The sequence below is a fragment of the Ancylobacter sp. FA202 genome, from assembly GCF_000380205.1.
Classification (GTDB): Bacteria; Pseudomonadota; Alphaproteobacteria; order Rhizobiales; family Xanthobacteraceae; genus Ancylobacter.
In genome coordinates, this window is the sequence record NZ_KB904818.1 from 673,008 (window position 1) to 697,141 (window position 24,134).

The 24,134-nt window shown below is 67.5% G+C and carries 25 protein-coding genes; 11 read left to right on the forward strand and 14 right to left on the reverse strand.

Annotated features, from left to right (window positions below; genetic code table 11):
• Positions 1-29: 29 nt before the first annotated feature.
• From A3M1_RS0103045 to A3M1_RS24875, 3 genes are all read right to left on the reverse strand, one after another.
• The gene (locus A3M1_RS0103045) at positions 30-809 is read right to left on the reverse strand and encodes an RluA family pseudouridine synthase (protein ID WP_018387480.1); all 780 of its coding nucleotides are present in this window, start codon (positions 807-809) and stop codon (positions 30-32) included.
• A gap of 42 nt (positions 810-851) precedes the next feature.
• Complete coding sequence (locus tag A3M1_RS0103050; RefSeq protein WP_018387481.1) at positions 852-1,634, reverse strand: 3-hydroxybutyrate dehydrogenase; 783 nt, start codon at positions 1,632-1,634, stop codon at positions 852-854.
• Between the two features lie 121 nt (positions 1,635-1,755).
• The gene (locus tag A3M1_RS24875) at positions 1,756-2,214 is read right to left on the reverse strand and encodes a hypothetical protein (RefSeq protein ID WP_018387482.1); all 459 of its coding nucleotides are present in this window, start codon (positions 2,212-2,214) and stop codon (positions 1,756-1,758) included.
• A gap of 217 nt (positions 2,215-2,431) precedes the next feature.
• Between A3M1_RS24875 and A3M1_RS0103065 the strand changes: the two genes are divergently transcribed.
• The 7 genes from A3M1_RS0103065 to A3M1_RS0103095 all read left to right on the forward strand — a co-directional run bounded on the left by A3M1_RS0103065 (position 2,432) and on the right by A3M1_RS0103095 (position 8,522).
• Complete coding sequence (locus tag A3M1_RS0103065) at positions 2,432-3,028, forward strand: Fur family transcriptional regulator (protein WP_018387483.1); 597 nt, start codon at positions 2,432-2,434, stop codon at positions 3,026-3,028.
• Between the two features lie 94 nt (positions 3,029-3,122).
• Entirely contained in the window at positions 3,123-4,427 is a 1,305-nt protein-coding gene (ispG, locus tag A3M1_RS0103070; RefSeq protein ID WP_018387484.1) for a flavodoxin-dependent (E)-4-hydroxy-3-methylbut-2-enyl-diphosphate synthase, read from the forward strand.
• 22 nt (positions 4,428-4,449) lie between these two features.
• The gene (locus A3M1_RS0103075; RefSeq protein WP_018387485.1) at positions 4,450-4,845 is read left to right on the forward strand and encodes a rhodanese-like domain-containing protein; all 396 of its coding nucleotides are present in this window, start codon (positions 4,450-4,452) and stop codon (positions 4,843-4,845) included.
• A 243-nt stretch (positions 4,846-5,088) separates the two neighbouring features.
• Complete coding sequence (locus tag A3M1_RS0103080; RefSeq protein ID WP_018387486.1) at positions 5,089-5,382, forward strand: GIY-YIG nuclease family protein; 294 nt, start codon at positions 5,089-5,091, stop codon at positions 5,380-5,382.
• Positions 5,383-5,715: 333 nt separating this feature from the next.
• Positions 5,716-6,753: an aspartate-semialdehyde dehydrogenase gene (locus A3M1_RS0103085; protein WP_018387487.1), complete on the forward strand. Its 1,038-nt coding sequence runs from the start codon at positions 5,716-5,718 to the stop codon at positions 6,751-6,753.
• Positions 6,754-6,918: 165 nt separating this feature from the next.
• A complete protein-coding gene (locus A3M1_RS0103090) occupies positions 6,919-7,572 on the forward strand; it encodes a DUF1007 family protein (RefSeq protein ID WP_018387488.1) in 654 nt (217 codons plus the stop codon).
• Positions 7,563-8,522 carry a nickel/cobalt transporter gene (locus A3M1_RS0103095; protein ID WP_039783383.1) on the forward strand — a complete coding sequence of 320 codons (960 nt, stop codon included), beginning with the start codon at positions 7,563-7,565 and terminating at the stop codon, positions 8,520-8,522. Before A3M1_RS0103090 ends, A3M1_RS0103095 begins: the two co-directional genes overlap by 10 nt.
• A 15-nt stretch (positions 8,523-8,537) precedes the next feature.
• On the opposite strand, the gene A3M1_RS0103100 is transcribed toward A3M1_RS0103095, so the two are convergent.
• From A3M1_RS0103100 to A3M1_RS0103135, 8 genes are all read right to left on the reverse strand, one after another.
• Positions 8,538-9,278 carry an acetoacetate decarboxylase gene (locus tag A3M1_RS0103100; RefSeq protein WP_018387490.1) on the reverse strand — a complete coding sequence of 247 codons (741 nt, stop codon included), beginning with the start codon at positions 9,276-9,278 and terminating at the stop codon, positions 8,538-8,540.
• Positions 9,279-9,375: 97 nt separating this feature from the next.
• The gene (locus A3M1_RS0103105; protein WP_018387491.1) at positions 9,376-12,801 is read right to left on the reverse strand and encodes an autotransporter domain-containing protein; all 3,426 of its coding nucleotides are present in this window, start codon (positions 12,799-12,801) and stop codon (positions 9,376-9,378) included.
• Between the two features lie 180 nt (positions 12,802-12,981).
• Positions 12,982-13,974, reverse strand: a complete 993-nt coding sequence (locus A3M1_RS0103110) for a WD40 repeat domain-containing protein (RefSeq protein WP_018387492.1) — start codon at positions 13,972-13,974, stop codon at positions 12,982-12,984.
• 108 nt (positions 13,975-14,082) lie between these two features.
• Entirely contained in the window at positions 14,083-15,057 is a 975-nt protein-coding gene (locus tag A3M1_RS0103115; protein ID WP_018387493.1) for a GTP-binding protein, read from the reverse strand.
• Between the two features lie 121 nt (positions 15,058-15,178).
• Positions 15,179-16,198, reverse strand: a complete 1,020-nt coding sequence (locus A3M1_RS0103120) for a metal ABC transporter substrate-binding protein (RefSeq protein ID WP_018387494.1) — start codon at positions 16,196-16,198, stop codon at positions 15,179-15,181.
• A 10-nt stretch (positions 16,199-16,208) separates the two neighbouring features.
• Complete coding sequence (locus tag A3M1_RS0103125) at positions 16,209-17,078, reverse strand: metal ABC transporter permease (RefSeq protein ID WP_026221109.1); 870 nt, start codon at positions 17,076-17,078, stop codon at positions 16,209-16,211.
• A complete protein-coding gene (aztA, locus tag A3M1_RS0103130; RefSeq protein ID WP_018387496.1) occupies positions 17,075-17,836 on the reverse strand; it encodes a zinc ABC transporter ATP-binding protein AztA in 762 nt (253 codons plus the stop codon). Before aztA ends, A3M1_RS0103125 begins: the two co-directional genes overlap by 4 nt.
• A complete protein-coding gene (locus A3M1_RS0103135; RefSeq protein WP_018387497.1) occupies positions 17,836-18,156 on the reverse strand; it encodes a hypothetical protein in 321 nt (106 codons plus the stop codon). The genes aztA and A3M1_RS0103135 overlap by 1 nt, the downstream gene beginning before the upstream one ends.
• Positions 18,157-18,398: 242 nt before the next feature.
• Between A3M1_RS0103135 and ppa the strand changes: the two genes are divergently transcribed.
• Entirely contained in the window at positions 18,399-18,923 is a 525-nt protein-coding gene (ppa, locus tag A3M1_RS0103140; RefSeq protein ID WP_018387498.1) for an inorganic diphosphatase, read from the forward strand.
• 63 nt (positions 18,924-18,986) lie between these two features.
• Here the strand turns inward: ppa and A3M1_RS0103145 are convergent, their stop codons facing one another.
• From A3M1_RS0103145 to A3M1_RS0103155, 3 genes are read right to left on the reverse strand one after another with little or no spacing between them, the layout of a single operon-like run.
• Complete coding sequence (locus A3M1_RS0103145; RefSeq protein ID WP_018387499.1) at positions 18,987-20,051, reverse strand: Ldh family oxidoreductase; 1,065 nt, start codon at positions 20,049-20,051, stop codon at positions 18,987-18,989.
• A complete protein-coding gene (locus tag A3M1_RS0103150) occupies positions 20,051-20,869 on the reverse strand; it encodes a creatininase family protein (RefSeq protein WP_018387500.1) in 819 nt (272 codons plus the stop codon). The genes A3M1_RS0103145 and A3M1_RS0103150 overlap by 1 nt, the downstream gene beginning before the upstream one ends.
• Positions 20,870-20,908: 39 nt before the next feature.
• The gene (locus A3M1_RS0103155) at positions 20,909-21,298 is read right to left on the reverse strand and encodes a RidA family protein (RefSeq protein ID WP_018387501.1); all 390 of its coding nucleotides are present in this window, start codon (positions 21,296-21,298) and stop codon (positions 20,909-20,911) included.
• A gap of 159 nt (positions 21,299-21,457) precedes the next feature.
• Here A3M1_RS0103155 and A3M1_RS0103160 point away from each other — a divergent pair, with 159 nt between their 5' ends.
• From A3M1_RS0103160 to A3M1_RS0103170, 3 genes are read left to right on the forward strand one after another with little or no spacing between them, the layout of a single operon-like run.
• Positions 21,458-22,474 (forward strand): ABC transporter substrate-binding protein, encoded by a 1,017-nt coding sequence (locus tag A3M1_RS0103160; protein WP_018387502.1) that lies wholly within the window; start codon positions 21,458-21,460, stop codon positions 22,472-22,474.
• 49 nt (positions 22,475-22,523) lie between these two features.
• Complete coding sequence (locus A3M1_RS0103165) at positions 22,524-23,339, forward strand: ABC transporter ATP-binding protein (RefSeq protein ID WP_018387503.1); 816 nt, start codon at positions 22,524-22,526, stop codon at positions 23,337-23,339.
• Between the two features lie 11 nt (positions 23,340-23,350).
• Positions 23,351-24,133, forward strand: coding sequence for an ABC transporter permease (locus A3M1_RS0103170; protein ID WP_018387504.1), 783 nt, complete (start codon positions 23,351-23,353; stop codon positions 24,131-24,133).
• Position 24,134: the final 1 nt, after the last annotated feature.

The following is a 24,134-nucleotide window of genomic DNA, read 5'->3' on the forward strand; positions in this document are numbered from 1 at the left end:
CCGGGTGCGCAATTGTCACGCGCTCTGGTCTACGGGGCCGCGCGTGGTGTGAAGACGGCGGCGTCCGCCAGCGCCTCCAGCGCGGCGGGGTCGAAGCCCGCCCGCTCCAGCGTCGCCCGCATATGGGCGGGCAGCGGCGCGCGCACATCGATCGGGTCGCGCCCCTTCTTCTGCGGGATCACCGCCCGGCGCGAATGCAGGTGCAGGATCGGCCCGCCCGGCAGGCGCGAGGCGCCGCCATAGATGCTGTCGCCCAGGATCGGATGGCCGATGGCGTCGAGATGCACCCGCAGCTGGTGGGTGCGCCCGGTGAGCGGGGAAAGCGCCAGCATCGCCAGCCCCTCGCCCACGGCAATGGTCTGCCACTCGGTGATGGCTTGCTGCCCCTTCGGGTCCACCGCCATCCACCAGCCGCGCGTCGGCGAGCGCTTGGAGAGCTTCAATTCAATCCGCCCGCGCGGCTCGCCCGGCACGCCGCGCACGACCGCCATGTAGGTCTTGCCCACCGTGCCATCGGCAAAGGCCTTGCCAAGCTCGGCCAGCGCCTTGCGGTGGCGGCCGAGCACGAGGCAGCCGGAGGTGTCCTTGTCCAGCCGATGGGCGAGTTCCGGCGCATTGGGCAGGCCGAAGCGCAGCGCGTCGAGATGATCGGCCAGCGTCTCGCCGCCCTTCGGCCCCTTGTGCACGGCAAGGCCCGGCGGCTTGTCGATGACCAGCATCATGCCGTCGCGGTGCAGCACGCGGGCGGCGATGTCGAACGGGGCGTCGGAGGCGGATAGGTCGCCGGAGGGGGTGACGGTCTGGCTCATCGCGCCGTCACACCACAAAGCCGGCCGCGCGTCGAGAGGCGCCTACTTCGCCACCCAGCCACCATCCATCTGCTGCAGCGCGCCGGTGATCGAGCGCGCATTGTCGCTGGCGAGGAACACCGCCAGCGCCGCCACCTCCTCGACGGTGACGAACTGCTTGGTCGGCTGCTCGGCCAGCAGCATGTCCTTCACCTGCTGCTCGGTCATGCCGCGCGCCTTCATCGTGTCGGGAATCTGCTTTTCCACCAGCGGCGTCCAGACATAGCCGGGGCAGATGGCATTCACGGTGATGCCGAAGGGCGCGGTTTCCAGCGCCACCGTCTTGGTCAGACCGGCTATGCCGTGCTTGGCCGCGACATAGGCCGACTTGAACGGCGAGGCGACCAGCGCATGGGCGGAAGCGGTGTTGATGATGCGCCCCCATTTGCGCGCCTTCATGCCCGGCACGGCGGCCTTGATGGCGTGGAAGGCGGCCGAGAGGTTCAGCGCGAGAACGAGGTCCCATTTGTCGTCCGGGAACTCCTCCACCGGCGCGACATGCTGCACGCCGGCATTGTTCACCAGAATGTCGACCGAGCCGAGCGACTCATCCGCGAAGGCGATCAGGCCGGCGCAGGCCGAACCCTTGGTGAGATCGGCGTCGGAATAGAGCGCCGTGACGCCGAATTCGCCCGCGATGCCGGCGCGCAGCGCCTCGATCTCGGCGGCATTGCCGAAGCCGTTGAGCACGACATTGACGCCTTCGGCGGCGAAGGCGCGGGCGATGGCGAGGCCGATGCCGCTGGTCGAGCCGGTGATGACGGCGTTCTTACCCTTCAAGGACATGCACGGTACCCCATTCGACAGGACGAGCGGTCAGGACGAGCCGCATGGGCCCGCCCGCCGGAACTTAGGGCGGGGCGATGACGCGCGCACACCACCCCGCATCGAGGATCGGGCGCGCAGATCACGGCTGCTTGAGGCAGACCGCCACGACTTCCTTCACCGGGTGCTCGCAGGCGACGACGGTCTTGCCGCCATCATCGGCGAAAGATGCGATGTGCTGGAAGCCGCGTTCGGTGTTGACGCAATAGCCCGAGACGATCACCTCGCCGCTCTCGCAGCTGCTGGTGCAGCCCGCCGACGGGCAGGGCGCGCTGCGCACGGTGATGGACGAGGCACCCGGCGCACCGGCCGCACCGGCCGTGCCGGCAGGCCCCTGCGGACCGGTGGGACCGGCCGGGCCGGCAGGACCCGCAGGCCCGGCGGGACCGGTGGCGCCGGCCGGACCCGCAGCGCCGGCAACTCCCGCCACCCCAGCCTCGCCCTTGGCTCCCGCCGGGCCGGCCGGCCCGGCGGGGCCTTCAAAACACGCCGCCAAGGGCAGAGCGAGCGCGGCGACGAAAAGGAATTTGAGAACCTGCATGTTACCCCCACTAAACTACCCAGCCACCTTATCCTGCTCCGGCTCCCGGAGCGTCACAAGGGCGCGGCGGCCGGAAAGTGGCTTATGGCGACGAGACTTTTATGACCCGGGGCCGCTGTCCACCGGCACCTGCCGCATTTCCGCGTCATGGCGTCATGACTCAGCGTCTTGGCGCCGCGTCATGGCGCCGTGACCGGGCAAGCGCTATATTCCCCCCATGTCGACCTCTTCTCCCCCGCCCGCCGGCCCGCACGGGCATGACCACCATGGTCACGACCACGACCATGCCGCCTGCGTCGCCGGCGCCATCGCCCGCTTCGAGGAAAGCTGCGCCCGCAGCGGCGCGCGGCTCACCCCGCTGCGCCGGCGCGTGCTGGAGGTTCTGGCCGACAGCCACACCCCGCTCGGCGCCTATGATCTGGTGGAACGCCTCGGCGCGTCCGGCGAGAAGCCGGCGCCGATGTCGGTGTATCGGGCGCTGGATTTCCTGGTGAGCGAGGGGCTGGCCCACCGCATCGAGAGCCGCAACGCCTATCTCGTCTGTGGGCGCGAACATGGCCCCGACGACGTCATCGTGTTCCTCATCTGCGAGAGCTGCGGCGTGACGGCGGAAGTCGCCTCGCACGCCATCGGCCGCGACCTCGCCTGGGCGACGCGGGCGGCCGGCTTCACCCCGCGCACCCCTGTCATCGAGATCGCCGGCACCTGCGCCAAATGCCGCACCGCCGCCGGGGCCGAAGCCGCCGCAAGCGACGCGCGGGAAGTGGGACACGACCACCCCCATCCCCACACCCATGCCGAGGCGGTGCGTTGAGCCCCGGCCCGTTGACGCCCCGCCCGCGCCGGCTTACCCCCTGCCGCACGCTGCGCTCCCAAAGCACGACCCTGGTCCCCGGACGATGAACGCCATGGACGCCCTTTCCCCTGCCCCCGTCGTCGCCCCGGATCTGGAGGCCGCCGGCCCTGCGCCGCGCCGCGCGACGGTCGCCGTCAAGGTCGGCAGCGTCATGGTGGGCGGCGGCGCGCCTGTGGTCGTGCAGTCGATGACCAATACCGACACCGCCGATGCCGAGGGCACCGCCCGGCAGATCGCCGCGCTCGCCCGCGCCGGCTCGGAGATCGTGCGCATCACGGTCGACCGCGACGAGGCCGCCGCCGCCGTGCCCGCGATCAAGGAACGCCTGCTGAAGATGGGGCTCGACACCCCGATCGTCGGCGACTTCCACTACAATGGCCACCTGCTGCTGACCAAGTACCCGGACTGCGCGCAGGCGCTGGACAAGTACCGGATCAATCCCGGCAATGTCGGCTTCGGGCAGAAGCGCGACCGTCATTTCGCGACCATCGTCGAGCAGGCGATCCGCTACGCCAAGCCGGTGCGCATCGGTGCCAATTGGGGCTCGCTCGACGACGATCTGCTCACCGCGCTGATGGATGAGAACGCGAAGCTGCCGAACCCGGCGCAGGCGCGCGCCGTCACCCGCGAGGCGCTGGTGCGCTCAGCCCTGCTCTCGGCCGCGCTGGCCGAGGAGATCGGGCTGCCGCGCGACCAGATCATCCTTTCCGCCAAGGTCTCGGCGGTGCAGGACCTCATCACCGTCTATGCCGAGCTGGCGCGGCGCGCCGATTACGCGCTGCATCTCGGCCTCACCGAGGCGGGCATGGGGTCGAAGGGCATCGTCGCCTCCACCGCCGCGATGGGCGTGCTACTCCAGCAAGGCATTGGCGACACCATCCGCGTCTCGCTCACCCCCGAGCCCGGCGGCGACCGCACCCGCGAGGTGACGGTGGCGCAGGAAATGCTGCAGACCATGGGCCTGCGCACCTTCGTGCCGCTGGTCGCCGCCTGCCCCGGCTGCGGGCGCACCACCTCCACCACCTTCCAGGAACTGGCCTTTGAGGTGCAGGACTTCATCCGCACCTCGATGCCGGAATGGAAGAAGACCTATCCCGGCGTCGAGACGCTGAACGTCGCGGTCATGGGCTGCATCGTCAACGGACCGGGTGAGAGCAAGCACGCCGATATCGGCATCTCGCTGCCCGGCACCGGCGAATTCCCCACCGCCCCGGTCTATCTCGACGGCAAGAAGGCGATGACGCTGCGCGGGCCGAGCCTGCGCGAAGATTTCAAGAAGATCGTCGAGGACTATGTCGAGCGCCGCTTCGGCGTCTCAGGCAAGGCCCCGGCGCAGGGCATCGACGCGGCGGAGTAAGCGCGATAGCGGAGTAAGCGCGATGAAGAAGGGCTACAAGCAGCTGCTCGCTGAGGCCGAGGCCGTGGTTCCGGCGATCGACGTGGCGGAAGCCGCGAGCCTGCACGGCGCGGACGACGTGGTCTTCGTCGATCTGCGCGACCCGCGCGAGCGCGAGCGCGAAGGCACCATACCAGGCGCCTTCTCCTGCCCGCGCGGCCTGCTGGAATTCTGGATCGACCCGGAAAGCCCCTACGCCAAGCCGATTTTTGCCGAGGACAAGCGCTTCGTCTTCTTCTGCTCGCTCGGCTGGCGTTCGGCGCTGGCGACGAAGACGGCGCAGGAAATGGGGCTCGAAAAGCTCTGCCACCTCAAGGGCGGCTTCACCGCATGGAAGGCGGCCGGCGAGCCGGTTGAGACGGTGGTGGCGAAGGGCTGAGCGGGTGGGCGACATGTGCCCGGACGACCATCCTTCGAGGCTCGCTGCGCTCGCACCTCAGGATGACGTGGCTCCTTAAGGAGTTCATCACGTCGTCATCCACCAACGCGCCATCATCCTGAGGTGCCCGGCATCGCCGGGCCTCGAAGGAGGGTCTTCCACGTCCCTTGCCTTCCCCCCGCACAACGTCATCCTGAGGTGCGAGCACAGCGAGCCTCGAAGGATGGTCATCCGGGAGAGAAGATGGGTGCGTTCGTCTATATGCTTCGCTGCGCCGACGGTTCGCTCTATGTCGGCTCAACCAGCGGCGCATTGGAAAAGCGCCTCGCCGAGCACCATAGCGGCAGCTATCCCGGCTACACGTTTCGGCGCCGGCCGGTAACGCTGGTCTGGTCGGAAGCGTTCGAGCGCATCACCGATGCCATCGCCGCCGAACGGCAGGTCAAGGGGCGGAGCCGGCTCAAGAAAGAAGCCCTCATCCGTGGCGACTGGGAGACGGTGCGAGGGGCCGCGCGGCGGCCGTCTCTGCGCAAATAGTGCCGCTTGTGCGACCATCCTTCGAGGCTCGCTGGCTCGCACCTCAGGATGACGTGGCTTTTTAAGTACACGCCTCGACGGGTCAGGGCTCTCATCGGAGCGTCGTCATCCTGAGGTGCCCGGCTTCGCTGGACTTCGCGATCTCCCGGGCGACATCCGATTGCTCCTAGCAAGTACCACGTCATCCTGAGGTGCGAGCGCAGCGAGCCTCGAAGGATGGTCATCTGCGATCACCCCCGCTCCCTCTGCACCCGTTGCCTCGCTTCGCCTTATCGCGTAAAAGCCCGCGCTCGCCCGAGCCTGTGAATGGCAGGGCCTTCAGGAGATCAGCACATGGGCTACAAGGTCGCCATCGTCGGTGCCACGGGTAATGTGGGCCGCGAAATGCTCGACATTCTCTCCGAGCGCGGGTTTCCCGCCGACGAGGTGGTCGCGCTCGCCTCCCGCCGTTCGGTGGGCACCGAGGTTTCTTTCGGCGACAAGACGCTCAAGTGCAAAGCCCTGGAGAATTATGATTTTTCCGACACCGACATCTGCCTGATGTCGGCCGGTGGCGACGTGTCCAAGGAATGGTCGCCGAAGATCGGCCGCCAGGGCTGCGTCGTGATCGATAATTCCTCCGCCTTCCGCTACGACAGCGACGTGCCGCTGATCGTGCCGGAAGTGAACGCCGACGCCATCACCGGCTTCACCAAGAAGAACATCATCGCCAACCCGAACTGTTCGACCGCCCAGCTCGTCGTGGCCCTCAAGCCGCTGCACGATCTGGCCACGATCAAGCGCGTCGTCGTGGCTACCTATCAGTCCGTCTCCGGCGCCGGCAAGGACGCCATGGACGAGCTGTTCGCGCAGACCCGCGCGGTGTTCGTCTCCGACCCGGTGGAAGCCAAGAAGTTCCCCAAGCGCATCGCCTTCAACGTCATTCCTCACATCGACGTCTTCATGGAAGACGGCTACACGAAGGAGGAATGGAAGGTGATGGTCGAGACCAAGAAGATCCTCGACCCCAAGATCAAGCTCACCTGCACCGCCGTGCGCGTGCCGGTGTTCATCTCGCATTCGGAAGCCGTGAACGTCGAGTTCGAGAAGCCGATCTCGGCCGAGGAGGCGACGCAGGCCCTGCGCAACGCGCCGGGCGTGCTGGTCATCGACAAGCGCGAGCCCGGTGGCTACATCACCCCCTATGAGGCCGCCGGCGAGGACGCCACCTATGTCTCGCGCATCCGCGAAGACGCGACGGTGGAGAACGGCCTCTCCTTTTGGTGCGTGTCGGACAATCTGCGCAAGGGCGCGGCGCTGAACGCGGTGCAGATCGCCGAAGTGCTCATCAATCGCAAGCTGATCAAGCCGAAGGCGCAGAAGGCGGCCTGAAGCCGCCCTGGCCAAGGGGCGGCCTGACACCCCCCGCACGACCTTGTGAACCGATGGAACGGCCGCCTCCGGGCGGCCGTTGCCGTTTGCGCTGCAATGCGTCACCATTCCGCCGAACTGCACCGCCACCACTGCCTCACCTTGGCGGCTTCGGAGAGGCCCGACGTGATTCAGCGATTCGTGATTCAGCGATTTCTGGCGACCCTCTTCGTTCTCACTGCACTGACGGGCGCTGCCACTGCACACCCGCATGTGTGGGTCGAGGTGCAGTCCGAACTCGACTACACCCCCTCCGGCACGCTCGCCGGGGTGCGCCATCACTGGAAGTTCGACGAGGCGTTCTCGACCTATGCGCTGCAGGGGCTGGAGACCACGCCCGACGGCAAGCCGAGCGAGAAGACGCTGAAGGAACTGGCGCTGGTAAACATCGAATCCCTGCACGAATTCGACTTCTTCACCTATGCCAAGCGCGGTAAGCAGGACGTCAAGTTCCTGCCGCCAAAGGATTATTCCCTGACCTATGACGGCACGGCGCTCACCCTGCACTTCACCCTGCCCCTCGCGGAGCCCCCGGCGAAGAAGGGCGAATTGGCGCTCGACGTCTACGATCCCACCTATTTCGTCGCCTTCCAGCTCGCCGATGCCGACCCCATAAAGCTGGCCGGCAATGCCGGCGACTGCGCGCTGACGCTGCATCGCCCCGACCCGGCGGCGACGGGCAACTCGACCACGCTGTCGGAAGGCTTCTTCAACGCCCTCACCTCAGCCAGCGAGTTCGGCTCGCAATTCGCCAACCGCGTCACGGTGAAATGCTCGTGAGCCGACGGCTGGCCCTCTGCGTTCTGGCTCTGGGCGCCGGCGCGCTGATGCTGCACCCGGCCTTGGCGCAGAGCCCGTTCGGCGTCGGCGCCCCGGCCGCGGCCGAGAGTAGCGGCATCGCCGGCTTCATCCTCGCCAAGCAGGCGGAGTTCTACCGCCTGCTCACGTCAGCCGTGCGCGCCTCGAAGCAGGACGGACACGCAGTGTTCCTGCTCGGCGGCATCTCCTTCGCCTATGGCGTGTTCCACGCCGCCGGCCCCGGCCATGGCAAGGCAGTGATCTCCTCCTATCTGCTCGCCAATGAGGCGACCCTGAAGCGCGGCGTCGGCCTCGCCTTCGCCAGCGCTTTGGCGCAGGCACTGACCGCCATTCTGGTCGCCGGCCTCCTTGCCGCCGTCATCGGCACCACCGCCGCCACGATGAGCCGGACGGTCAGCCTGATCGAACTCGCCGCCTATGGCCTCATCGTCCTCATCGGCCTGCGCCTCGCCTGGATCAAAGGTCGCGCGCTCCTCGCCGCCTGGCGCGGAGCCCACAGCCACGGCCCGGACTGCGGCTGCGGCGACGACCACGCCCATATGCCGGTGCCCGATGACCTGCCCCGCAGCAATGGCTGGCGCGACTGGTGGGGAGCGGTGATGTCGGTGGGGCTGCGGCCCTGCTCGGGCGCCATTCTCGTGCTGGTCTTCGCGCTGGCGCAGGGCATCTTCTGGGTCGGCGCCGCCTCGGCGCTGCTGATGGGCGTCGGCACGGCGCTAACGGTGAGCGCCATCGCGGCGCTGGCGGTGTTCGCCAAGCACGCGGCGGTGCGGCTCNCCGCCAGCCGCTCCGGCCCGGCGGCAGCGATGGCCTTGCGCGGCGTGGAACTTCTCGCCGCGCTGATGCTGGTCGCCTTCGGGCTGGCCCTGTTCTTCGGCTTCATGGCGACCGAGCGGCTGACCCTGGGGTAAGGCCCCCGACGCCCCTCACTCCTTCAGATAATCATACGCCACCTTGCCGAGGCCGAGCGTCAGGTCGGTGCGGAAATGCGCGGCGGAGATTACTTCCAGCACGGGCAGCTTGGCGACGTCGGCCAGCGCATGCGGGAAAAGGCCCAGCGCTCCCGGCCCGGTCCACGCCTCATAGACTGTGATGTCTTCCAGATAATACTCGACCAGCTCGCACACCCGCGTCGTGCCGTCGACATGGGGAATGATCTTGATCACCCAGTTCGGCGCCAGCAGCGATGTGTGCAGGGCCGCCTTGTCGAGCGCCTCGAATTTGTAGCCCATGGTCGCGGAAGCGACGAGCACGCTGCCATAGTGCAGCGTTCCGACCAGCGTATCGCTCTCCACCTTCAGGCTCGGCCGGGCGAGCTTCTTGGGAAAGCCCCATAGCTCGCGCCCGCCGGCGATCGGCGCCTCGTCGTCGAGATACATGGAATGGACATAGCCGCCCCTCACGCCGTTGAGTTCGACGGGAATGACCTGCCCGGTCTCGGTGTAGTCGCCGAAGCCGGTGGAATCCGGCATGCGGATGAATTCATATTTGACGATCGGCTCAAGCACTTTGAGCGGCTCGGGCACCACCTTCGCCAGCGCCGCCGGATCGGTGCGGTAGGTGATGACGAAGAACTCGCGGTTGAAGAACCGGTACGGCCCCTTGGGATAGGAGGGGCTGGTGAGCGGCATGGAATAGGCAGTGCGGCGGACGTCGGCGATCTTCATGGCGGGGCAATCTCCTGGGACGTCGCAGCTTAGAGCATCGGCCGCAAAGAGACATGCGACGGCCGGACCCACATAGGCAGGTCCGGCCGCGCGGAACTCAGAAGCGGTAGGTGAAGCCGCCCTTGATCGCGTTGCTGTTCACGTCGCTGGCGAACTGCCCCTCATAGCCGACATTGAGAAGCACGTTGGCTCCCACCGCAAAGTCGATGCCGGCGCCGAACAGGAAGCTGTCCTCGGCGATCGGCGCGCCGGCCACGGTGAAGGCGGTGCCGGTGGAGGCGAAGGTCATGCCGAGCTCCGGGGTGATGTCGCCATAGGCATGGCGCCAGGCGAAGCTGGCATGCGGCGTCACTGTGCCCTCGCCCATGGCGAGCGTGGTGGCGAGCCGCAGACCGAGCGTCGAATAGGGCACGTCATAGGACAGGCCGGAAGAGGCGAGCCCGCTGGTGAAGGCGCCGGTCTCGGTGAAGCTGTCCGTGTCAATCCAGCTCCAGGCCATCTGCGCGAAGGGCTCGAAGGCGATCCCCCCGGCCTCCATCGCATAGGCCGCCTCAACGAAGATGTTGGCCGTCGAACCGTCATAGGAGCCGAGCGGATTCTCGAACAGGCTGAGCATGGCGACGCTGCGGGTGGTGTCGATGTCGCTCCAGCCATAGCTGGCGCCGCCGCGCAGGCGGAAGGCATCGAAGCTCGCGCCGGCATAGGCGGCGAGGAGCACGGTGTCGGCATCGGCGCTGCTCTGCCGGTCGTCGACATCGAGGCTCGCCGAGGCATAGCCAGCGGCGAGGCCGAAGGTGTAGTTGCCCGAGGTCACGTCGCCGCCGGCGAGGAAGCCGCCGAGCGAGGAATCGACATCGGCGGAATTGCCGGTGCCGTTCGCCGAATTCCACTGACCGAAGCCCTGCGCCCAGGCGGCATAGACCGGACCCGCCGGCTCGGCGGGCACGGCCTTGACCGGGAACGGGCTCGCCGCCTGCGGCGCCTTCGCCGCATAGGCGCTCACGGGCCCGCCGGCGGCGAGCGCAGCCAGTGCCGGCGAGGCCCCACCCACGGAGGTCTGGCGCAGGCGGGCGTTCAGCGTATCGGCCACCAGCGTCGACTGGAAGTACAGCGTCGTGCCGACCGAGGCATGCACCTCGCCGGAAAGCAGGTCATAGCCGGCGCGGATCGCCTGTTCCTGGCCGGCGCTGCCGGCGAGCACGGTGGCCTGCAGCAGACTGCCATCGGCACGGTCGAGGGCGCCGGCGACGCTCGCCTGGTTGGCGGTGCGCGCGAGGCTGGCGAGGGACACGTCGTTGCGGGTGAGGGTAAGCGTCACCGAGGCGTCGTCGCGACCGAGTTCGGCATCGATGAAGAGGAAACTGGGTTGCTCAAGCGCGAACTGCGCCACCGGCGTGGTCGTCGCCGTGGCGGAGATGATCTCATAGACCGTGCCGGCATAAACCGGGCCGATCGCCGAGAGCACCACCGTGCCGCCATTGATCGTCAGCGTGTCGGTGATGATCTGGTCCGAGGTGAGCCCGCTCAGCTCGACATCAAAGAACGAGCCGGCCGCGAAGGTCGTGGTACCCAGCACGGTGACGGTGCCGATGGAATTGCCCGGCGACACCGTGGCGCCAGTGCCGACGGTGAGAGCGCCCACGGTCGCGTTGCCGCCGAGGAAGGCCCCGTCGCCCATCTCGACCGAGGCCGAGGCCAGCGAACCGTTCAGCACCAAAGTGCCATCGATCCCGATCTCGCCATCGAAGGTGGAGGTGCCGGTGGCGGTGAAGCTGGAGCCCTCATCCACGAAAAGCGTGTTGAAGTCGCGATACTGTGCGTCGTCGCCCAGCAAAGAGAGGTCGAACGTGCCGGTGCCGCCGAGTTCGAGGGTGTTGTTGCCATCATTGCCGATGACGAGGCCGACGACCTCGCTGCCCGCGACATAGACGAACACGTCGTCGCCGCCGCCCATATCGACCGCGACCTCGCTGGCGCTGCTGATAAGGCCGCTATTGACGATGGTGTCGTCCTGCGTGCCGATGAGGGTGATCGCCGTGCCGTCCGAGCGGATGGTGCCCATATTGACGATCACCGTCGCGAAGGGCGCCGGCCCCTGCGCGCTGTCGTCGATCAGGATGGCGCGGCCGACATCGTCCGAACCGTCGTTCGGGTAGTTGTCGAACGCCTCGATGACGGCGCCCGCATGGTTGATGATCGTGCCGCCGCCGGCGGCGATGCCGTCGGCCGTGTTCGGTGCGTCATCATTGGTGCCGGTGGCGCCGGTGCCCTGGATCAGGCCGCAATTGTCCAGCACCAGCTGGCCATCGACATCAACGCCGTCGCCATCGCCGTCCGGCACGCCATCGGCCTCGCCGTCATCGTCGATGAGACCCGTCACTTCGCCGCGGATGGTGCCGTAATTGACGACCGTGACCACCGTGTCGCCGGTGCTGTCGATGTTGATACCCGACCCGTTACGGCCGACGATCAGCCCACCCGCGTCGTTCTGTACCGACACCTCGCCGTCGCCGGTCACGCCGTGCTTGGCGCCGAGGATCTGGCCGGTCGCCTTGTTGATGACCGTGCCGCCGGCCTCCTGGAAATCGATACCGTCGCCGTCGCTGGTCAGGTCGGTCGACTGGATGAGGCCGTAATTGGTCACAATGGCCCCGGAGCCGGGGCGGATGCCGTCGGCGGTGGCCGACTGCAGCGTGCCGTAATTAGTGATGAGGATCACGTTGTCGGGCGAAGTCAGGTCGGCGAAGTCGAGTGCCTGGCCGGCGCCGCCATCGATCAAACCGCGGTTCTCGATGATGATCTGCGCATCCGAGGTCTTCGAGTCGGCGGAAAATTTGAAGCCGTCGTCGAGGCCGAGAATCCGCCCCCCCTCCTCGTTGACGAGGGTGAACGACACCAGAGTGTCGATGTTCTCGTCATTGTCGAATTTCAGGGCGCGGCTTTCGGCCTCCAGCGTCTGGATGGTCCCTGAATTGGTGAGGAGGATAGTGCCGCCGCCGAAGCGGATGGCGTCGCTGTCCTCGGCGGTGAGAATGCCGCTATTGTCGATCTCGACACTGGCGCTCTCCGCCGTCGCCTTGTTGAGATCGAACACTTGGCCACTGGTGGCGGTCATGGAGCCCGTATTGACCACATGGAGCGTGCCATCGGCGAAGGAGCCGCTGAGCCGCACCGTGTCGTCACCCGAGGTAATGTCGCCACTATTGGTCAGCGTCAGCGTGCCGCTGACCTTGGAAGCAGCGTCGAGCGCGCGGCCGGTGCTGGTGATCGTGCCGTCATTGCGCAGATCGACGCCCGTGCCGGTGGCCGCCCCGCTCCAGGTGATCGCCGTGCCGGTCACGTCAAGCGCACCGCCTGCCGCGATGACGCCGGTGTCCGTGCCGGACACGATCTGCCCCGTGGTCACGGTCGCGCCGGCGGGAACCGCGAACGAGTCGGCGCGGGCGCCGGACAGCGGGGCCACGAGCAGAGCGCCAGCGGCAAAAAGGGCCGCGTGGCTGGCGGATGAAAACAGGCGGTTCATGGCGGTCAGTTCCCCGGCATCAAATTGTGATGTCCGCGCTAGCGAGCGGGGATGACAGGGGGGTGACTGTTCGACGACATGCGCAGGCTTGTTCGCACACGGGCGAAATCCCCGGGCAAGCGTGGTGCGAACGCCACAGGGGCGTCGACTAAAGCTCCGGCTCTACGGTATTAAATAACCTCAGAAGACGGTGAGGCCCGCCGCGCCGCTCTCGGTGCCGATCGCGAGCGCGCCGCCATCGCCGCGCCAGGCCAGGGCACTGACGGCGCCGCCATCGGGCGCGCGCAGCAGGATTTCCGCGCCGTCGGAAATCCGCACCATCAGCACCAGCCCGTCCTCATAGCCGCAGGCGATCACCTCGTCGCGCGGATGGGCGGCCACCGCCGAGACCCGCACATCGCGCGGCGCCAACATGGAAGGTTGCTTGCCCATCGGCCCTTCCTTGCTGGCGAAGGGCCAGAGGATCGCCTCGCTGGAGCCTGACGTGGCGAGGAATTTGCCGCCCGTCGTGAAGGCCATCGACGTCACCCGCGAAGGATATCCCGTCATCCGCATATGGCCGCCATCGCTGAGGCGCCAGCCATGCAGCGCGGCCTCCTGCATGGTCGTCACCACGAAGCGCATGTCCGGGCTCCACATCACGCCGCGGTGCGAACCCTTCCATTCCAGGAATTCAGGCTTGGCCTGCGCGTTCGGAAACCACAGCGAAACGCCGCCATAATGGGCGACGGCAAGGCGCGTGCCCTTCGGCGCGAAGGCGAGGCCACCGACCGTGGAGGGAAAGTCATGCGACTTGCGCTCGCCCTTGACGGGGAGGAAATGCGCGGTCTTGCCGGCGGAGAAGGCGCTCGCCCCGTCGGGCCCGGCCGCGACCTGGTCGATCCAGCGGCCCTTCTGCTCGAACAGCGCCTGCGTCGTGCCGTCGGCGGCTGTCGCCACCACGCGGCCGTCATCGCCGCCGGTGAGGAGCCGCTTGTCATCGCCGGAAACCGAGAGAACCGCGCCGTGATGCGCCCGCACCCGGGTCTCGGCCTCGTCCACCAGCACGATCTCGCCCTCGCCCAGCACGAAGGCGGCGATTGGGCCGAGAAAACGCAGGCCGACCACGGCCCCGCCGAGGTCAAGCGGGCGCAGCTTCGAGGTGAGGGAGGAAGGAGAGGAGGTATCGGCCATGACGCTATCGGTGCTTGGAAAGGACCGCAGGCTTAGCCGATGCCGGCGACCGCGTCACGCCCCACCGGCCGGCGACAGTCGATTCGCCGGCCCGGCCTTCCACTGCGTTCACGCCACGCAGCTCAGGAAACCCTTCTCCAGCGCCGCCGCGTCGAGCTGCCGGCCGATGAAGACGATGCGGCTCAGCTTGGGCTCGTCCGCCCGCCAGGGGCGCTGGTGGTCGCCGTCGAGGATCATGTGAACGCCCTGGAACACGAAGCGGTCCGGGTCGTCCTTGAAGGCGAGAATGCCCTTGGAACGCAGAATGTTCACCCCCTCGCGCTGGGTGAGGTCCTGGATCCACGGGAAGAACGTGTCGGGGTCCAGCGGCTTGTCGGTGGAGAAGGAATAGGAGCGCATGTCCTCGTCATGAAAATGCCGGTGGCCGCCTTCCAGAAAGTCGGGGTCGATCGCCTGGATGCGGTCGAGGTCGAAGGCCCCCTGCCCCAGCACCTTGTCGATGGCGATCTCGGAACGCTGGGTGCGGTGGATGCGGGCGAAGGGGTTGATGGCGCGAATGCGCATCTCCACGTCCTTCAGCTCGGTCTCCGTCACCAGGTCGGTCTTGTTGAGCAGGATCACGTCGGCGAAGGCGATCTGGCTCTTGGCCTCGGGCGCGTCCTTCAGCCGGTCCTTCAGCCATTTGGCGTCGGCCACCGTCACCACCGCGTCGAGCGAGGTCTTGGCGCCCACCGTCTCGTCGACGAAGAAGGTCTGGGCCACCGGCGCCGGGTCGGCAAGGCCCGTGGTCTCGATGATGATGCCGTCAAAGTCGTTCTTGCGGCGGAGCAGGCCGTCGATGATGCGGATGAGGTCGCCGCGCACGGTGCAGCAGATGCACCCATTGTTCATCTCGAACACTTCCTCGTCCGCGCCCACCACGAGGTCGTTGTCGATGCCGATCTCGCCGAATTCGTTGACGACGACAGCGTATTTCTTGCCGTGCGGCTCGGAAAGGATGCGGTTGAGCAGCGTCGTCTTGCCGGCGCCGAGATAGCCGGTGAGCACGGTGACGGGAATCTTGGGCGAAGCCACGTCGGGCATGGGATCCTCGTTTTCTTCATGACGACATGCCCGGGCCTGGCCCAGGCATCCATGTCTTCCCTCAGGAAAAACGTGGATGGCCGGGACAAGCCCGGCCATGACGGTGTGGTGAAACGTACACTCAGCTCGACAGGGCCGAGGAGAGCTGGGCGACGTTGTTCTTCATCATGTCGATGTAGGTGCTCGCCGGGCCTTTGTCATCGGAGAGCGCGTCGGAAAACAGCTCGCCGCCGACCTTGGCCTTGGTCTCCTTGGCGATGCGCTTGACGAGGCGCGGATCGGAGATGTTCTCCATGAACACGGCCGGGATCTTGTCGGCCTTGATCTGACGGATGATGCGGGCGACGTCCTTGGCCGAGGCTTCGGAATCGGTGGAAACGCCCTGCGGGGCGATGAATTCGACGCCATAGGCGGCACCGAAATAGCCGAAGGCATCATGCGAGGTGATGATGCGGCGGTTCTTCTCTGGAATGCGCGCCACCGCCGCCTTCACTTCGGCGTCGAGCGCCTGCAGCTTGGCGGTGTAGGCGGCCGCGTTGGCCTCATAGGCCGCCTTTCCGGCGGGATCGGCCGCGATCAGCGCGTCGCGGATGTTGGCGACATAGATCTGCGCATTGGCAACCGACTGCCAGGCGTGCGGATCGACGCCGCCATGGTCGTGGCCGGCGTGATCATGGTCATGGTCATGCCCGTCCTTCTTGGCATGGTCGTCATGGTCATGATCCTTGTGGTCCTTGCCGTGGTCGTGCGCGGCGTGGTCGTCCTCATCCTCATCGGCCATTTCGCGCGGCGTGATGCCCTTGGTGGCGACGACGATCTCGGCCTTGGTGCCGGAGGCCTTCACCAGCCGGTCGATCCAGCCCTCGAAACCGAGGCCGTTGACGAACACGATCTGGGCGCTCGCCACCTTCTTGGCGTCGCCGGGGGCCGGCTGGAACACATGGGCGTCGCCATTGGGACCGACGAGGGTGGTGACGTCGACGCGATCACCACCGACCTCTTTCACGAAATCACCGAGGATCGAGAAGGAGGCGACGACAGGGATCTTGGTCGCGGCTTCCTGCGCGGCGGCAGGAAGCGCGAGCGGGAGAGCGAGGCCGAGCGCGAGCGCGCCGGCGAGAGTGAGGCGACGGGTGAGCATAGGGGGCTCCTCAGGCTTCGAGATGGCGTTGCGGCAGGAAGCGGGGCAGAAGCCCGCCGACTGGCCCGAAAAGCACGGACAGCGCATAGGCACCGCCGGCGACGAGGATGATGGCGGGCCCGGAGGGCACGCCGGAATGATAGGAAACCAGCAGCCCCAGCACACCGGAGCCACAGGCGATCAGCACCGAGACGCCGACCAGCGTCGTCAGCTCGCGGGTCCAGAACCGTCCGGCGGCGGCCGGCAGCATCATCAGCCCGACCGCCAGCAGCGTGCCGAGCGCATGGAAGCCGCCGACAAGGTTCATCACCACCAGCGCCAGGAAAATGAGATGGGTGGGCGCTCCCGCCCGGCTGACCGAGCGCAGGAAGCCGGGATCGACGCTCTCCAGCACCAGAGGCCGCCAGGCCAGCGCCAGCGCCACCAGCGTCAGGCTGGAGATCGAGACGATGAGCAGCAGCGTCGCGTCGTCGAGCGCCAGCACGGTGCCGAACAGCACATGCAGAAGGTCGACATTGGAGCCGCGCAGCGACACCAGCAGCACACCGAGCGCGAGGGAGACGAGGTAGAAGGCCGCCAGCGCCGCGTCCTCCTTCATCTGCGTCGCCCGCGCCACCGCGCCGGCGCCGAGCGCCACGGCGAAGCCCGCCACCAGCCCGCCCACCGTCATGGCGAACAGGTTCAGCCCGGCGGCGAGGAAGCCGACCGCCGCGCCGGGCAGGATCGCGTGGGCCATGGCGTCGCCGGCAAGGCTCATCCGGCGCAGCATCATCAGCACGCCGATGGGGCCGGCCCCGACGCCCAGCGCCAGCACGCCGACCAGCGCGCGGCGCATAAAATCGAACTCGGCGAAGGGGGCAATGAGCAGATCATACATCATGCCGCCCTCCCCGAGACCGGGCCACAGGCAGGGGCATCCTCGTCCCACGCCTCGCACATGCGCCGCGCCTCGGCGAGATTATGCGATGTCAGCACCTCGCCGGTGGTGCCCCAGGCGACCGCCTCGCGGGCGAGGAGCAGGGTGCGGGGAAAAAGCCCGCGCACCAGTTCGAAATCGTGCAGCACGGCGATGACCGTGCGACCCTCGCCATTCCAGCGCTTCACCAGCGCGGTCAGGTCTGTGATCGTGCCGGCGTCGAGCGCGGTAAAAGGCTCGTCGAGCAGCAGCAGCCGCGCATCCTGCAGCAGCAGGCGGGCGAACAAAGCGCGCTGCATCTGGCCGCCCGACAGGGTGCCGATGGGGCGCGCCTCGAAGCCTTCCAGCCCAACGGCGGCCAGCGCGTGCTCGATGCGGGTGCGATCCGCGCGGTTGATGCCGCCGAACAGCCCGGCGCGGCGCCACAGGCCCATGGAAACGAGGTCATAGACGTCGATCGGGAAGGAACGGTCGACCTCCGCCGCCTGCGGCAGATAGGCGATCTCCCGCGCCGGCACATGGCCCTCAATGCGGCCGGTGAGCGGCGTCAGCACGCCGGCAATGCCCTTGAGCAGCGTCGACTTGCCCGCCCCGTTCGGCCCGCAAATGGCGAGCAGGTCGCCCTCCGCCACATCGCCGTCGAGATGGTGCACAGCCGGGTGGCGGTCATAGCCGAGGGTTAGATTGCGGAAGGCAAGGACGCTTTTCGTGACGTTTCCCATCACGCGCCCGCCCCGATCACCGCCAGCGCCATCGCCCAGAGCACCGCCGCCAGCGGCAGGGCGATGGCGAGGCGCTGCAGGGCGGAAAGCCGCAGCAGCGAGAAAGCCGGGCGGGCCGAAGGATGCCGCTCGCCCGCCTTGTATGAAGGGTGGCGGGAACCGGGATGGGCAAGCGCGGTGCCGTGAGGAGGATGCCCGTCATCATGCCCATGGCCCGGAGAATGAGCATGCCCGTGCCCGCCGGCGCCCGCCTTTCCACGCCCCTCCGGAGGGGCGGAAATGTGGGGGTGGTCGTGCAGGCGGACGGGGGCGACAGACATGCTCAAACTCCAGAGACGGAAGTGATACTGTATATCGGCGCCACTCGTCCAGACGAAAGATACACTGTATCAAACAGCTGACGAAGCGTCATCGGTGCCGCGCCGTGCCCCCCGGCAGGGCCTGCTGGTCGAAATGATGGGGCGACACGTCTCGACGGCGCGCCCGCATCGACCTATGAGAGGGCGCCTTTGTGCCCGCCGGCCTTGCCGGCCCGTCGACCTGGAGCCGTTGGAGCCCATTCATGGATATTTCGCGCATTTCGGTCGGGCCCAATCCGCCTGACGAAGTTCACGCCATCATCGAAATCCCGGCCGGCGGCGCGCCGGTGAAGTACGAGATCGACAAGGAATCGGGCGCGCTGTTCGTCGACCGCTTCCTGCACACGCCGATGTTCTACCCGGGCAATTACGGCTTCGTCCCGAACACGCTCGGCGATGACGGCGACCCGATCGACGTGATCGTCATCTCGCCGATCCCGCTGCTCGCGGGCTGCGTCATCGCCTGCCGGCCGATCGGCGTGCTGATGATGACCGACGAGAAGGGCGGCGACGAGAAGATCCTCGCCGTGCCGGCGGACTCGGTCTACCCCTACCATTCCAAGGTGAAGAGCTATGCGGATCTGCCGCCGCTGATCATCGAGCAGATCGGCCACTTCTTCACCCATTACAAGGATCTGGAGAAGGGCAAGACGGTCACGGTCTCCGGCTGGGAAGGCCCCGAGCGCGCCCGCGAGCTGATCCTCAAGGCGATCGCCGCCTATAAGTGAGCAAGAGCGCCGTCGTGGCGCTGGAAAAGGCGGAAGGCCCGGCATGTCCGGGCCTTTTTGCTGTCAGGCCGCGCCGCCCGCCGACGCCGCCTCCACGAACCCCATCTGCGCCAGCGCCCGCTGCACCCCGGCCGTGAGCGTGACACCCTCGCGCGCGGCGCGTTCGCGGTTGAACAGCCGCCTGGTCCCCGGCAGCCGTGCCCCGGCTTCACTCTCGATCGTCAGCGCAAGGCGCTCCAGATGGTCGAGATAGGCATCCCCCGCCACCGCGCCGGGGTTTATGGCGATGACCACATGCCCGACCGCCGCCGGCGGGCCTGCGCCATCAAAGAAGCTGGGTGCGTCGAAGGAGAAGGTCGAGGCGGTCAGCGCCGCCGCCATCACCTCGATGACGAAGGCGAGCGCCGTGCCCTTCGCTTCGCCCATCGGCACCATGGTGCCGGCAAGCCCAGCCTTGGCATTGGTGGTCGGGTTGCCCTCCTGGTCATAGGCCCAGCCCTCGGGAATGGCGGTTTCCCCCCGCTGCACGGCGGCGAGAATATTCCCGCGCGCCACCTTGGCGACGGAGAGGTCCACCACCGCCGGCGCCCGGCCTTTGAGCGGCGTGGCGAAGGCGATCGGGTTGGTGCCGAACACCGCCCGCTTGCCGCCCCAGGGCGCAATGGAGGCCGAGGCATTGGAAAAGGCGAGGCCGACCAGCCCCTCATTGGCGAGCGCCTCCACCGGCTGGCCGGCGACGCCGAAATGGCTGGAGCGCCGCACCGCCATCAGCGCCACGCCGCTCTCGCGCGCCAGCGCGGCGAGCGCCGGCAGGCCGAGCGCGAGGGCGGGATAGGCGAAGCCATTGCCGGCATCCACGGCCAGCACCGCCGGCGCCACCCGGCGCATCTTCGGCACCGCATGACCGTCGATCTTGCCGGCCGCCGCCATGGCGCTGTAGCTGGGCAGGCGGGTGAGGCCATGCGTGCCGAGCCCATCCGCCTCGGCGCGCACCAGTGCGTCGGCGGTAAAGGCGGCATTGCCGGCAGACGCGCCAAAGCGCTCCAGCACCCGCGCCGCATAGGCGTGGGCCGCATCGAGGTTCAGTTTCCGGCTGTGAAAGCCGGTGCGCGCGACCGAGCCTTCCATCAGCACGCCGCCCCGCCGCGCGGTCCCGCCGGCAGCCGCGACAGGTCGAAGCGATGGACATCGCCGAGCAGTTCGACAAAAGCCCGGGCGCCATAGAGGGCGCAGACCTCGCCCTTCTCCAGGCTCGCCTCGGTGGCATCGCCCATCGCGCCCGAAGGCTGGATATCCTGCGCCATCCAGCCGAAGCCGGCCGGCGAGCCGGCGCGCAGGAAGGCGAATTCCTGTTCCATGGCAAGCGTCACCGGGGGAAAGTCGCGCACCTCGTCCATCCGCACCGTGTCGGGCCGGAAGGCCAGCATCAGCGAGGTCTCCACCCCGCCGGCATGGATGCCGTGCTGGCGCTCCTGCGCGGTGAACAGGCCCTCGGGGTAGCCGAAGCGATGCCAGGACACCATCACCGCCAGCATGCCGAGCCGCGCTCGCAATTCGCGCGCCACGATGTCGAGAATAGGTACATTGCCGCCATGGGAATTGACCAGCACCAGCTTGCGCACTCCGGCGCGGTGAACGCTCTCGCCGATCTCGGTCCAGGCGCGGATCACGGTTTCGGCGGAAAGTGTCAGCGTGCCGGGAAAGTCGAGATGCTCGTTCGACTTGCCGATGGCCTGCAGCGGCAGGAACACGGCGGGAACATCATCCGGCAGCAGCCGCGCCACTTCCTTGAGATAGCCCTCACCGATGAAGGCATCGACGCCCACCGGCAGATGCGGCCCGTGCTGCTCCACCGCCGCCACCGGCAGCACGGCAATCCAGTTCTCGGTGTCGCCTTGCGCGAAGTCGGTCCAGCTGAGTTCGGTCCAGAAGCGTTTGGGGGGCATGGCGGCAGGTCCGGTCGTTGGAATGGGCGGGTTCTAGGCTCAATCCGCCCGCGCGGCCAGCGCCTCGATCTCCACCTTGAATTCCGGCCGGGCGAAGCCGGAGACGATCATCAGCGTCGAGGCCGGCGGCGGATCGGCGATGAAGCGGTCGCGGGCCGCCATGTAGCCGGGCAGATGGGCGCGGTCGGTGACATAGGCGTTCAGCCGCACGATATCCGCGCGCGCCATTCCCGCCTCGATGAGGCAGGCGTCGATGGCGGCGAGGCACAAGTCGGCCTGTTCCTCCACGCCCTCGGGAATCACCTCGTCGGGCGAAATGCCGAGCTGGCCGGAGACCAGCAGCAGCCGCGCGCCGGCGGCGATCTCGACGGCGTGGCTGTAGCGGGCGAAGGGCGGACGGATGGCGGGGGGCACGAGGTGACGGAGCATGAACGGGCTTCCCGGGTTGGGCTGGCAAGGCTGTTGCCGGCCGATGCTGTGCATGCACAGTCTAATCGCCGCAGCATATGTGCATGACGATTAAGCTCGCCTATCATGAGGGCATGGGTCCCGTCACGCACTGCCCTTCTTAGCCGGATGGAGATTTCGATGCGCCCGCGTCTGTCGCGCTTGCGTTCCCTCTTCGCTCTCGTCGCACTGGCGGCCGCCGCCCTGCTGAGCACCGCTCCGGCACGCGCGGCGGACAAGGTGACCTTCGGCACCAATTGGGTGGCCCAGGCCGAGCATGGCGGCTTCTACCAGGCGCTCGCCGACGGCACTTATGCGAAATATGGGCTGAACGTGACCATCCTGCCGGGCGGACCGCAGGCCAATAACCGGCTGCTGCTGCCGGTCGGAAAGATCGACTTCTACATGGGCGCCAACATGCTGCAGGCGATTTCCTCGGTGGTCGAGGACATCCCCACCCAGGTGGTCGCCGCCCTGTTCCAGAAGGACCCGCAGGTCCTGATCGCCCATCCCGACGTCACCGCCTTCGAGCAGCTGAAGACGCGGACCCTGTTCATCTCCAAGGAGGGGCTGGCGAGCTACTATCAATGGCTGGTCGACGCCTACGGCTTCAGCGAAAATCAGGTGAAGCCCTACACCTTCAACGCCGCGCCGTTCCTCGTCGACAAGAACAGCGCCATGCAGGGCTACATCACGTCCGAGCCCTATGCGATCGAGCAGCAGGGCGGGTTCAAGCCGACGCTGTTCCTGCTTGCCGATTACGGCTTCCAGACCTACGCCACCACGATCGAGACGCGCAACGAACTGGTGAAGCAGAACCCCGATCTGGTGCAGCGCTTCGTCGATGCCTCGATCATCGGCTGGTACAATTACCTCTACGGCGACAACGCCAAGGCCAATGCCCTGATCAAGCAGGACAATCCCGAGATCACCGATGCCATGATCGCCTTCTCCATCGCCAAGATGAAGGAGTATGGCATCGTCGATTCCGGCGACACCGCCACGCTTGGCATCGGCGCCATGACCGATGCGCGGATGAAGGGGTTTTACGACACGATGGTGAAGGCCAAGGTGCTGGAGCCCGGCATCGATTACGCCAAGTCCTACACGCTGCAATTCGTCAACAAGAGCGTCGGCAAGGAGCTGGCGCCGAAATGAGGCCTCCCCGATACGAGCGCTCGCCATTGGGGCCGCCCGCGTGGCTGATATGAGCGCGGCGGCGCCTGATATCGCGACCCGCCCGGCGGCGGACGGGGCGCCGCTGCTGCGCCTTTCCGGCGTCGGCAAGCGCTTCGCCAATGCCGTCACCGCGCTGGAAGGGCTCGACATGGAGGTGCGACAGGGCGAATTCGTCTCGCTGCTCGGCCCGTCCGGCTGCGGCAAGTCGACCGCGCTGCGTCTCATCGCCGGGCTCACCGAACCGAGCGAGGGGCGGCTTGACTGGGGCGCGGACGAAACGGCCCGCCGCGCGAGGGAGCGCCACGCCATCGGCTTCGTCTTCCAGGAACCGACGCTGATGCCGTGGGCCAGCGTGTTCGGCAATGTGCACCTGCCGCTCAAGCTCGACGGCGTCGGCCGACGCGAGGCCGAGCCCGCCATACTGGAGGCGCTGGAGCTGGTCGGCCTGTCCGCCTTTCGCGACGCCTATCCGCGCGAACTGTCCGGCGGCATGAAGATGCGCGTTTCGATCGCCCGCGCGCTCGTCACCAAGCCGCGCCTGCTCTTGATGGATGAGCCCTTCGCCGCGCTGGACGAGATCACCCGCTTCAAGCTCAACAACGACCTGCTGGAGGTGTGGCGGCGCCTGCGCTGCACCATCGTCTTCGTCACCCATTCGGTGTTCGAATCGGTCTACCTGTCCTCGCGCATCCTGGTCTTCCGTGCCCGGCCGGGGCGGGTGTCGGCGGAACTCGTCATCGACCCGGACCAGCCGCGCGACGAGAGCTTCCGCACCTCGCCGGAATATGCGGGCCTGTGCCGCGAAACCTCCCTCGCCCTCGCCCGGGCGATGGACGCGCCGTAGCGGAGGCCGCCATGTCCACCTCGCCGCTGCGCTGGCTACTCCCCCTCGGCGTGCTGGCGGCGCTTGTGCTTGGCTGGGAAGCGGTGGTGAAGCTCAACAATCTGCCGCCTTATGTGCTGCCGGCCCCAGGCGCGGTGCTGGAAACCTTGATCGAAGACCGCGCCGTTCTGTTCGCCTCGATGCTGGTGACGCTGCGGACCACCTTGATCGCGCTCGCGCTGGCGGTGGCCGGCGGGGTGGCGCTGGCCTTGCTGTTCGCCAGCGCCCGCATCGTCGAATTCTCGCTGTTCCCGATCGCCGTCATCCTGCAGGTGACACCCGTCATCGCGGTGGCGCCGCTGATGCTGATCTATCTCTCCACCGATGCCGCCGTGCTGCTCTGCGCCTGGATCGTCGCCTTCTTCCCGGTGCTGTCCAACACCACGCTGGGGCTGAACTCGGTCGACCCCAATCTGCGCGACCTGTTCCGCCTCTCCGGCGCCACGCGCTGGCAGACGCTGGCCCAGCTCAAGCTGCCCACCGCCCTGCCCTATTTCCTCGGCGGGCTGCGCATTGCCGGCGGGCTGGCGCTGATCGGCGCGGTGGTCGGCGAAATCGCCGCCGGCTCGGCGGGCCAGGGCTCGGGCCTCGCCTTCCGCATCGTCGAATCCGCCTACCGGCTCAACATTCCGCGCCTGTTCGCGGCGCTTCTCCTCATTTCGCTCACCGGCATCCTCATCTATGCCGCGCTGAGCCTGCTCTCCTGGCTGGTGCTGCGGCGCTGGCACGAGAGCGAACTCGGCAGCCGGACGTGAC

What these genes read in the sequence shown, in the direction of transcription:
- A3M1_RS0103050 (WP_018387481.1), bottom strand. Translation starts at nt 1,634, where the DNA reads ATGTCCTTGAAGGGTAAGAACGCCGTCATCACCGGCTCGACCAGCGGC.
- A3M1_RS0103170 (WP_018387504.1), top strand. Translation starts at nt 23,351, where the DNA reads ATGTCCACCTCGCCGCTGCGCTGGCTACTCCCCCTCGGCGTGCTGGCG.
- A3M1_RS0103115 (WP_018387493.1), bottom strand. Translation starts at nt 15,057, where the DNA reads ATGCCCGACGTGGCTTCGCCCAAGATTCCCGTCACCGTGCTCACCGGC.
- A3M1_RS0103160 (WP_018387502.1), top strand. Translation starts at nt 21,458, where the DNA reads ATGCGCCCGCGTCTGTCGCGCTTGCGTTCCCTCTTCGCTCTCGTCGCA.
- A3M1_RS0103165 (WP_018387503.1), top strand. Translation starts at nt 22,524, where the DNA reads ATGAGCGCGGCGGCGCCTGATATCGCGACCCGCCCGGCGGCGGACGGG.
- A3M1_RS0103065 (WP_018387483.1), top strand. Translation starts at nt 2,432, where the DNA reads ATGTCGACCTCTTCTCCCCCGCCCGCCGGCCCGCACGGGCATGACCAC.
- A3M1_RS0103125 (WP_026221109.1), bottom strand. Translation starts at nt 17,078, where the DNA reads ATGATGTATGATCTGCTCATTGCCCCCTTCGCCGAGTTCGATTTTATG.
- A3M1_RS0103145 (WP_018387499.1), bottom strand. Translation starts at nt 20,051, where the DNA reads ATGGAAGGCTCGGTCGCGCGCACCGGCTTTCACAGCCGGAAACTGAAC.
- aztA (WP_018387496.1), bottom strand. Translation starts at nt 17,836, where the DNA reads ATGGGAAACGTCACGAAAAGCGTCCTTGCCTTCCGCAATCTAACCCTC.
- A3M1_RS0103135 (WP_018387497.1), bottom strand. Translation starts at nt 18,156, where the DNA reads ATGTCTGTCGCCCCCGTCCGCCTGCACGACCACCCCCACATTTCCGCC.
- ispG (WP_018387484.1), top strand. Translation starts at nt 3,123, where the DNA reads ATGGACGCCCTTTCCCCTGCCCCCGTCGTCGCCCCGGATCTGGAGGCC.
- A3M1_RS0103075 (WP_018387485.1), top strand. Translation starts at nt 4,450, where the DNA reads ATGAAGAAGGGCTACAAGCAGCTGCTCGCTGAGGCCGAGGCCGTGGTT.
- A3M1_RS0103150 (WP_018387500.1), bottom strand. Translation starts at nt 20,869, where the DNA reads ATGCCCCCCAAACGCTTCTGGACCGAACTCAGCTGGACCGACTTCGCG.
- A3M1_RS0103105 (WP_018387491.1), bottom strand. Translation starts at nt 12,801, where the DNA reads ATGAACCGCCTGTTTTCATCCGCCAGCCACGCGGCCCTTTTTGCCGCT.
- A3M1_RS0103085 (WP_018387487.1), top strand. Translation starts at nt 5,716, where the DNA reads ATGGGCTACAAGGTCGCCATCGTCGGTGCCACGGGTAATGTGGGCCGC.
- A3M1_RS24875 (WP_018387482.1), bottom strand. Translation starts at nt 2,214, where the DNA reads ATGCAGGTTCTCAAATTCCTTTTCGTCGCCGCGCTCGCTCTGCCCTTG.
- A3M1_RS0103100 (WP_018387490.1), bottom strand. Translation starts at nt 9,278, where the DNA reads ATGAAGATCGCCGACGTCCGCCGCACTGCCTATTCCATGCCGCTCACC.
- A3M1_RS0103120 (WP_018387494.1), bottom strand. Translation starts at nt 16,198, where the DNA reads ATGCTCACCCGTCGCCTCACTCTCGCCGGCGCGCTCGCGCTCGGCCTC.
- ppa (WP_018387498.1), top strand. Translation starts at nt 18,399, where the DNA reads ATGGATATTTCGCGCATTTCGGTCGGGCCCAATCCGCCTGACGAAGTT.
- A3M1_RS0103155 (WP_018387501.1), bottom strand. Translation starts at nt 21,298, where the DNA reads ATGCTCCGTCACCTCGTGCCCCCCGCCATCCGTCCGCCCTTCGCCCGC.
- A3M1_RS0103110 (WP_018387492.1), bottom strand. Translation starts at nt 13,974, where the DNA reads ATGGCCGATACCTCCTCTCCTTCCTCCCTCACCTCGAAGCTGCGCCCG.
- A3M1_RS0103080 (WP_018387486.1), top strand. Translation starts at nt 5,089, where the DNA reads ATGGGTGCGTTCGTCTATATGCTTCGCTGCGCCGACGGTTCGCTCTAT.
- A3M1_RS0103045 (WP_018387480.1), bottom strand. Translation starts at nt 809, where the DNA reads ATGAGCCAGACCGTCACCCCCTCCGGCGACCTATCCGCCTCCGACGCC.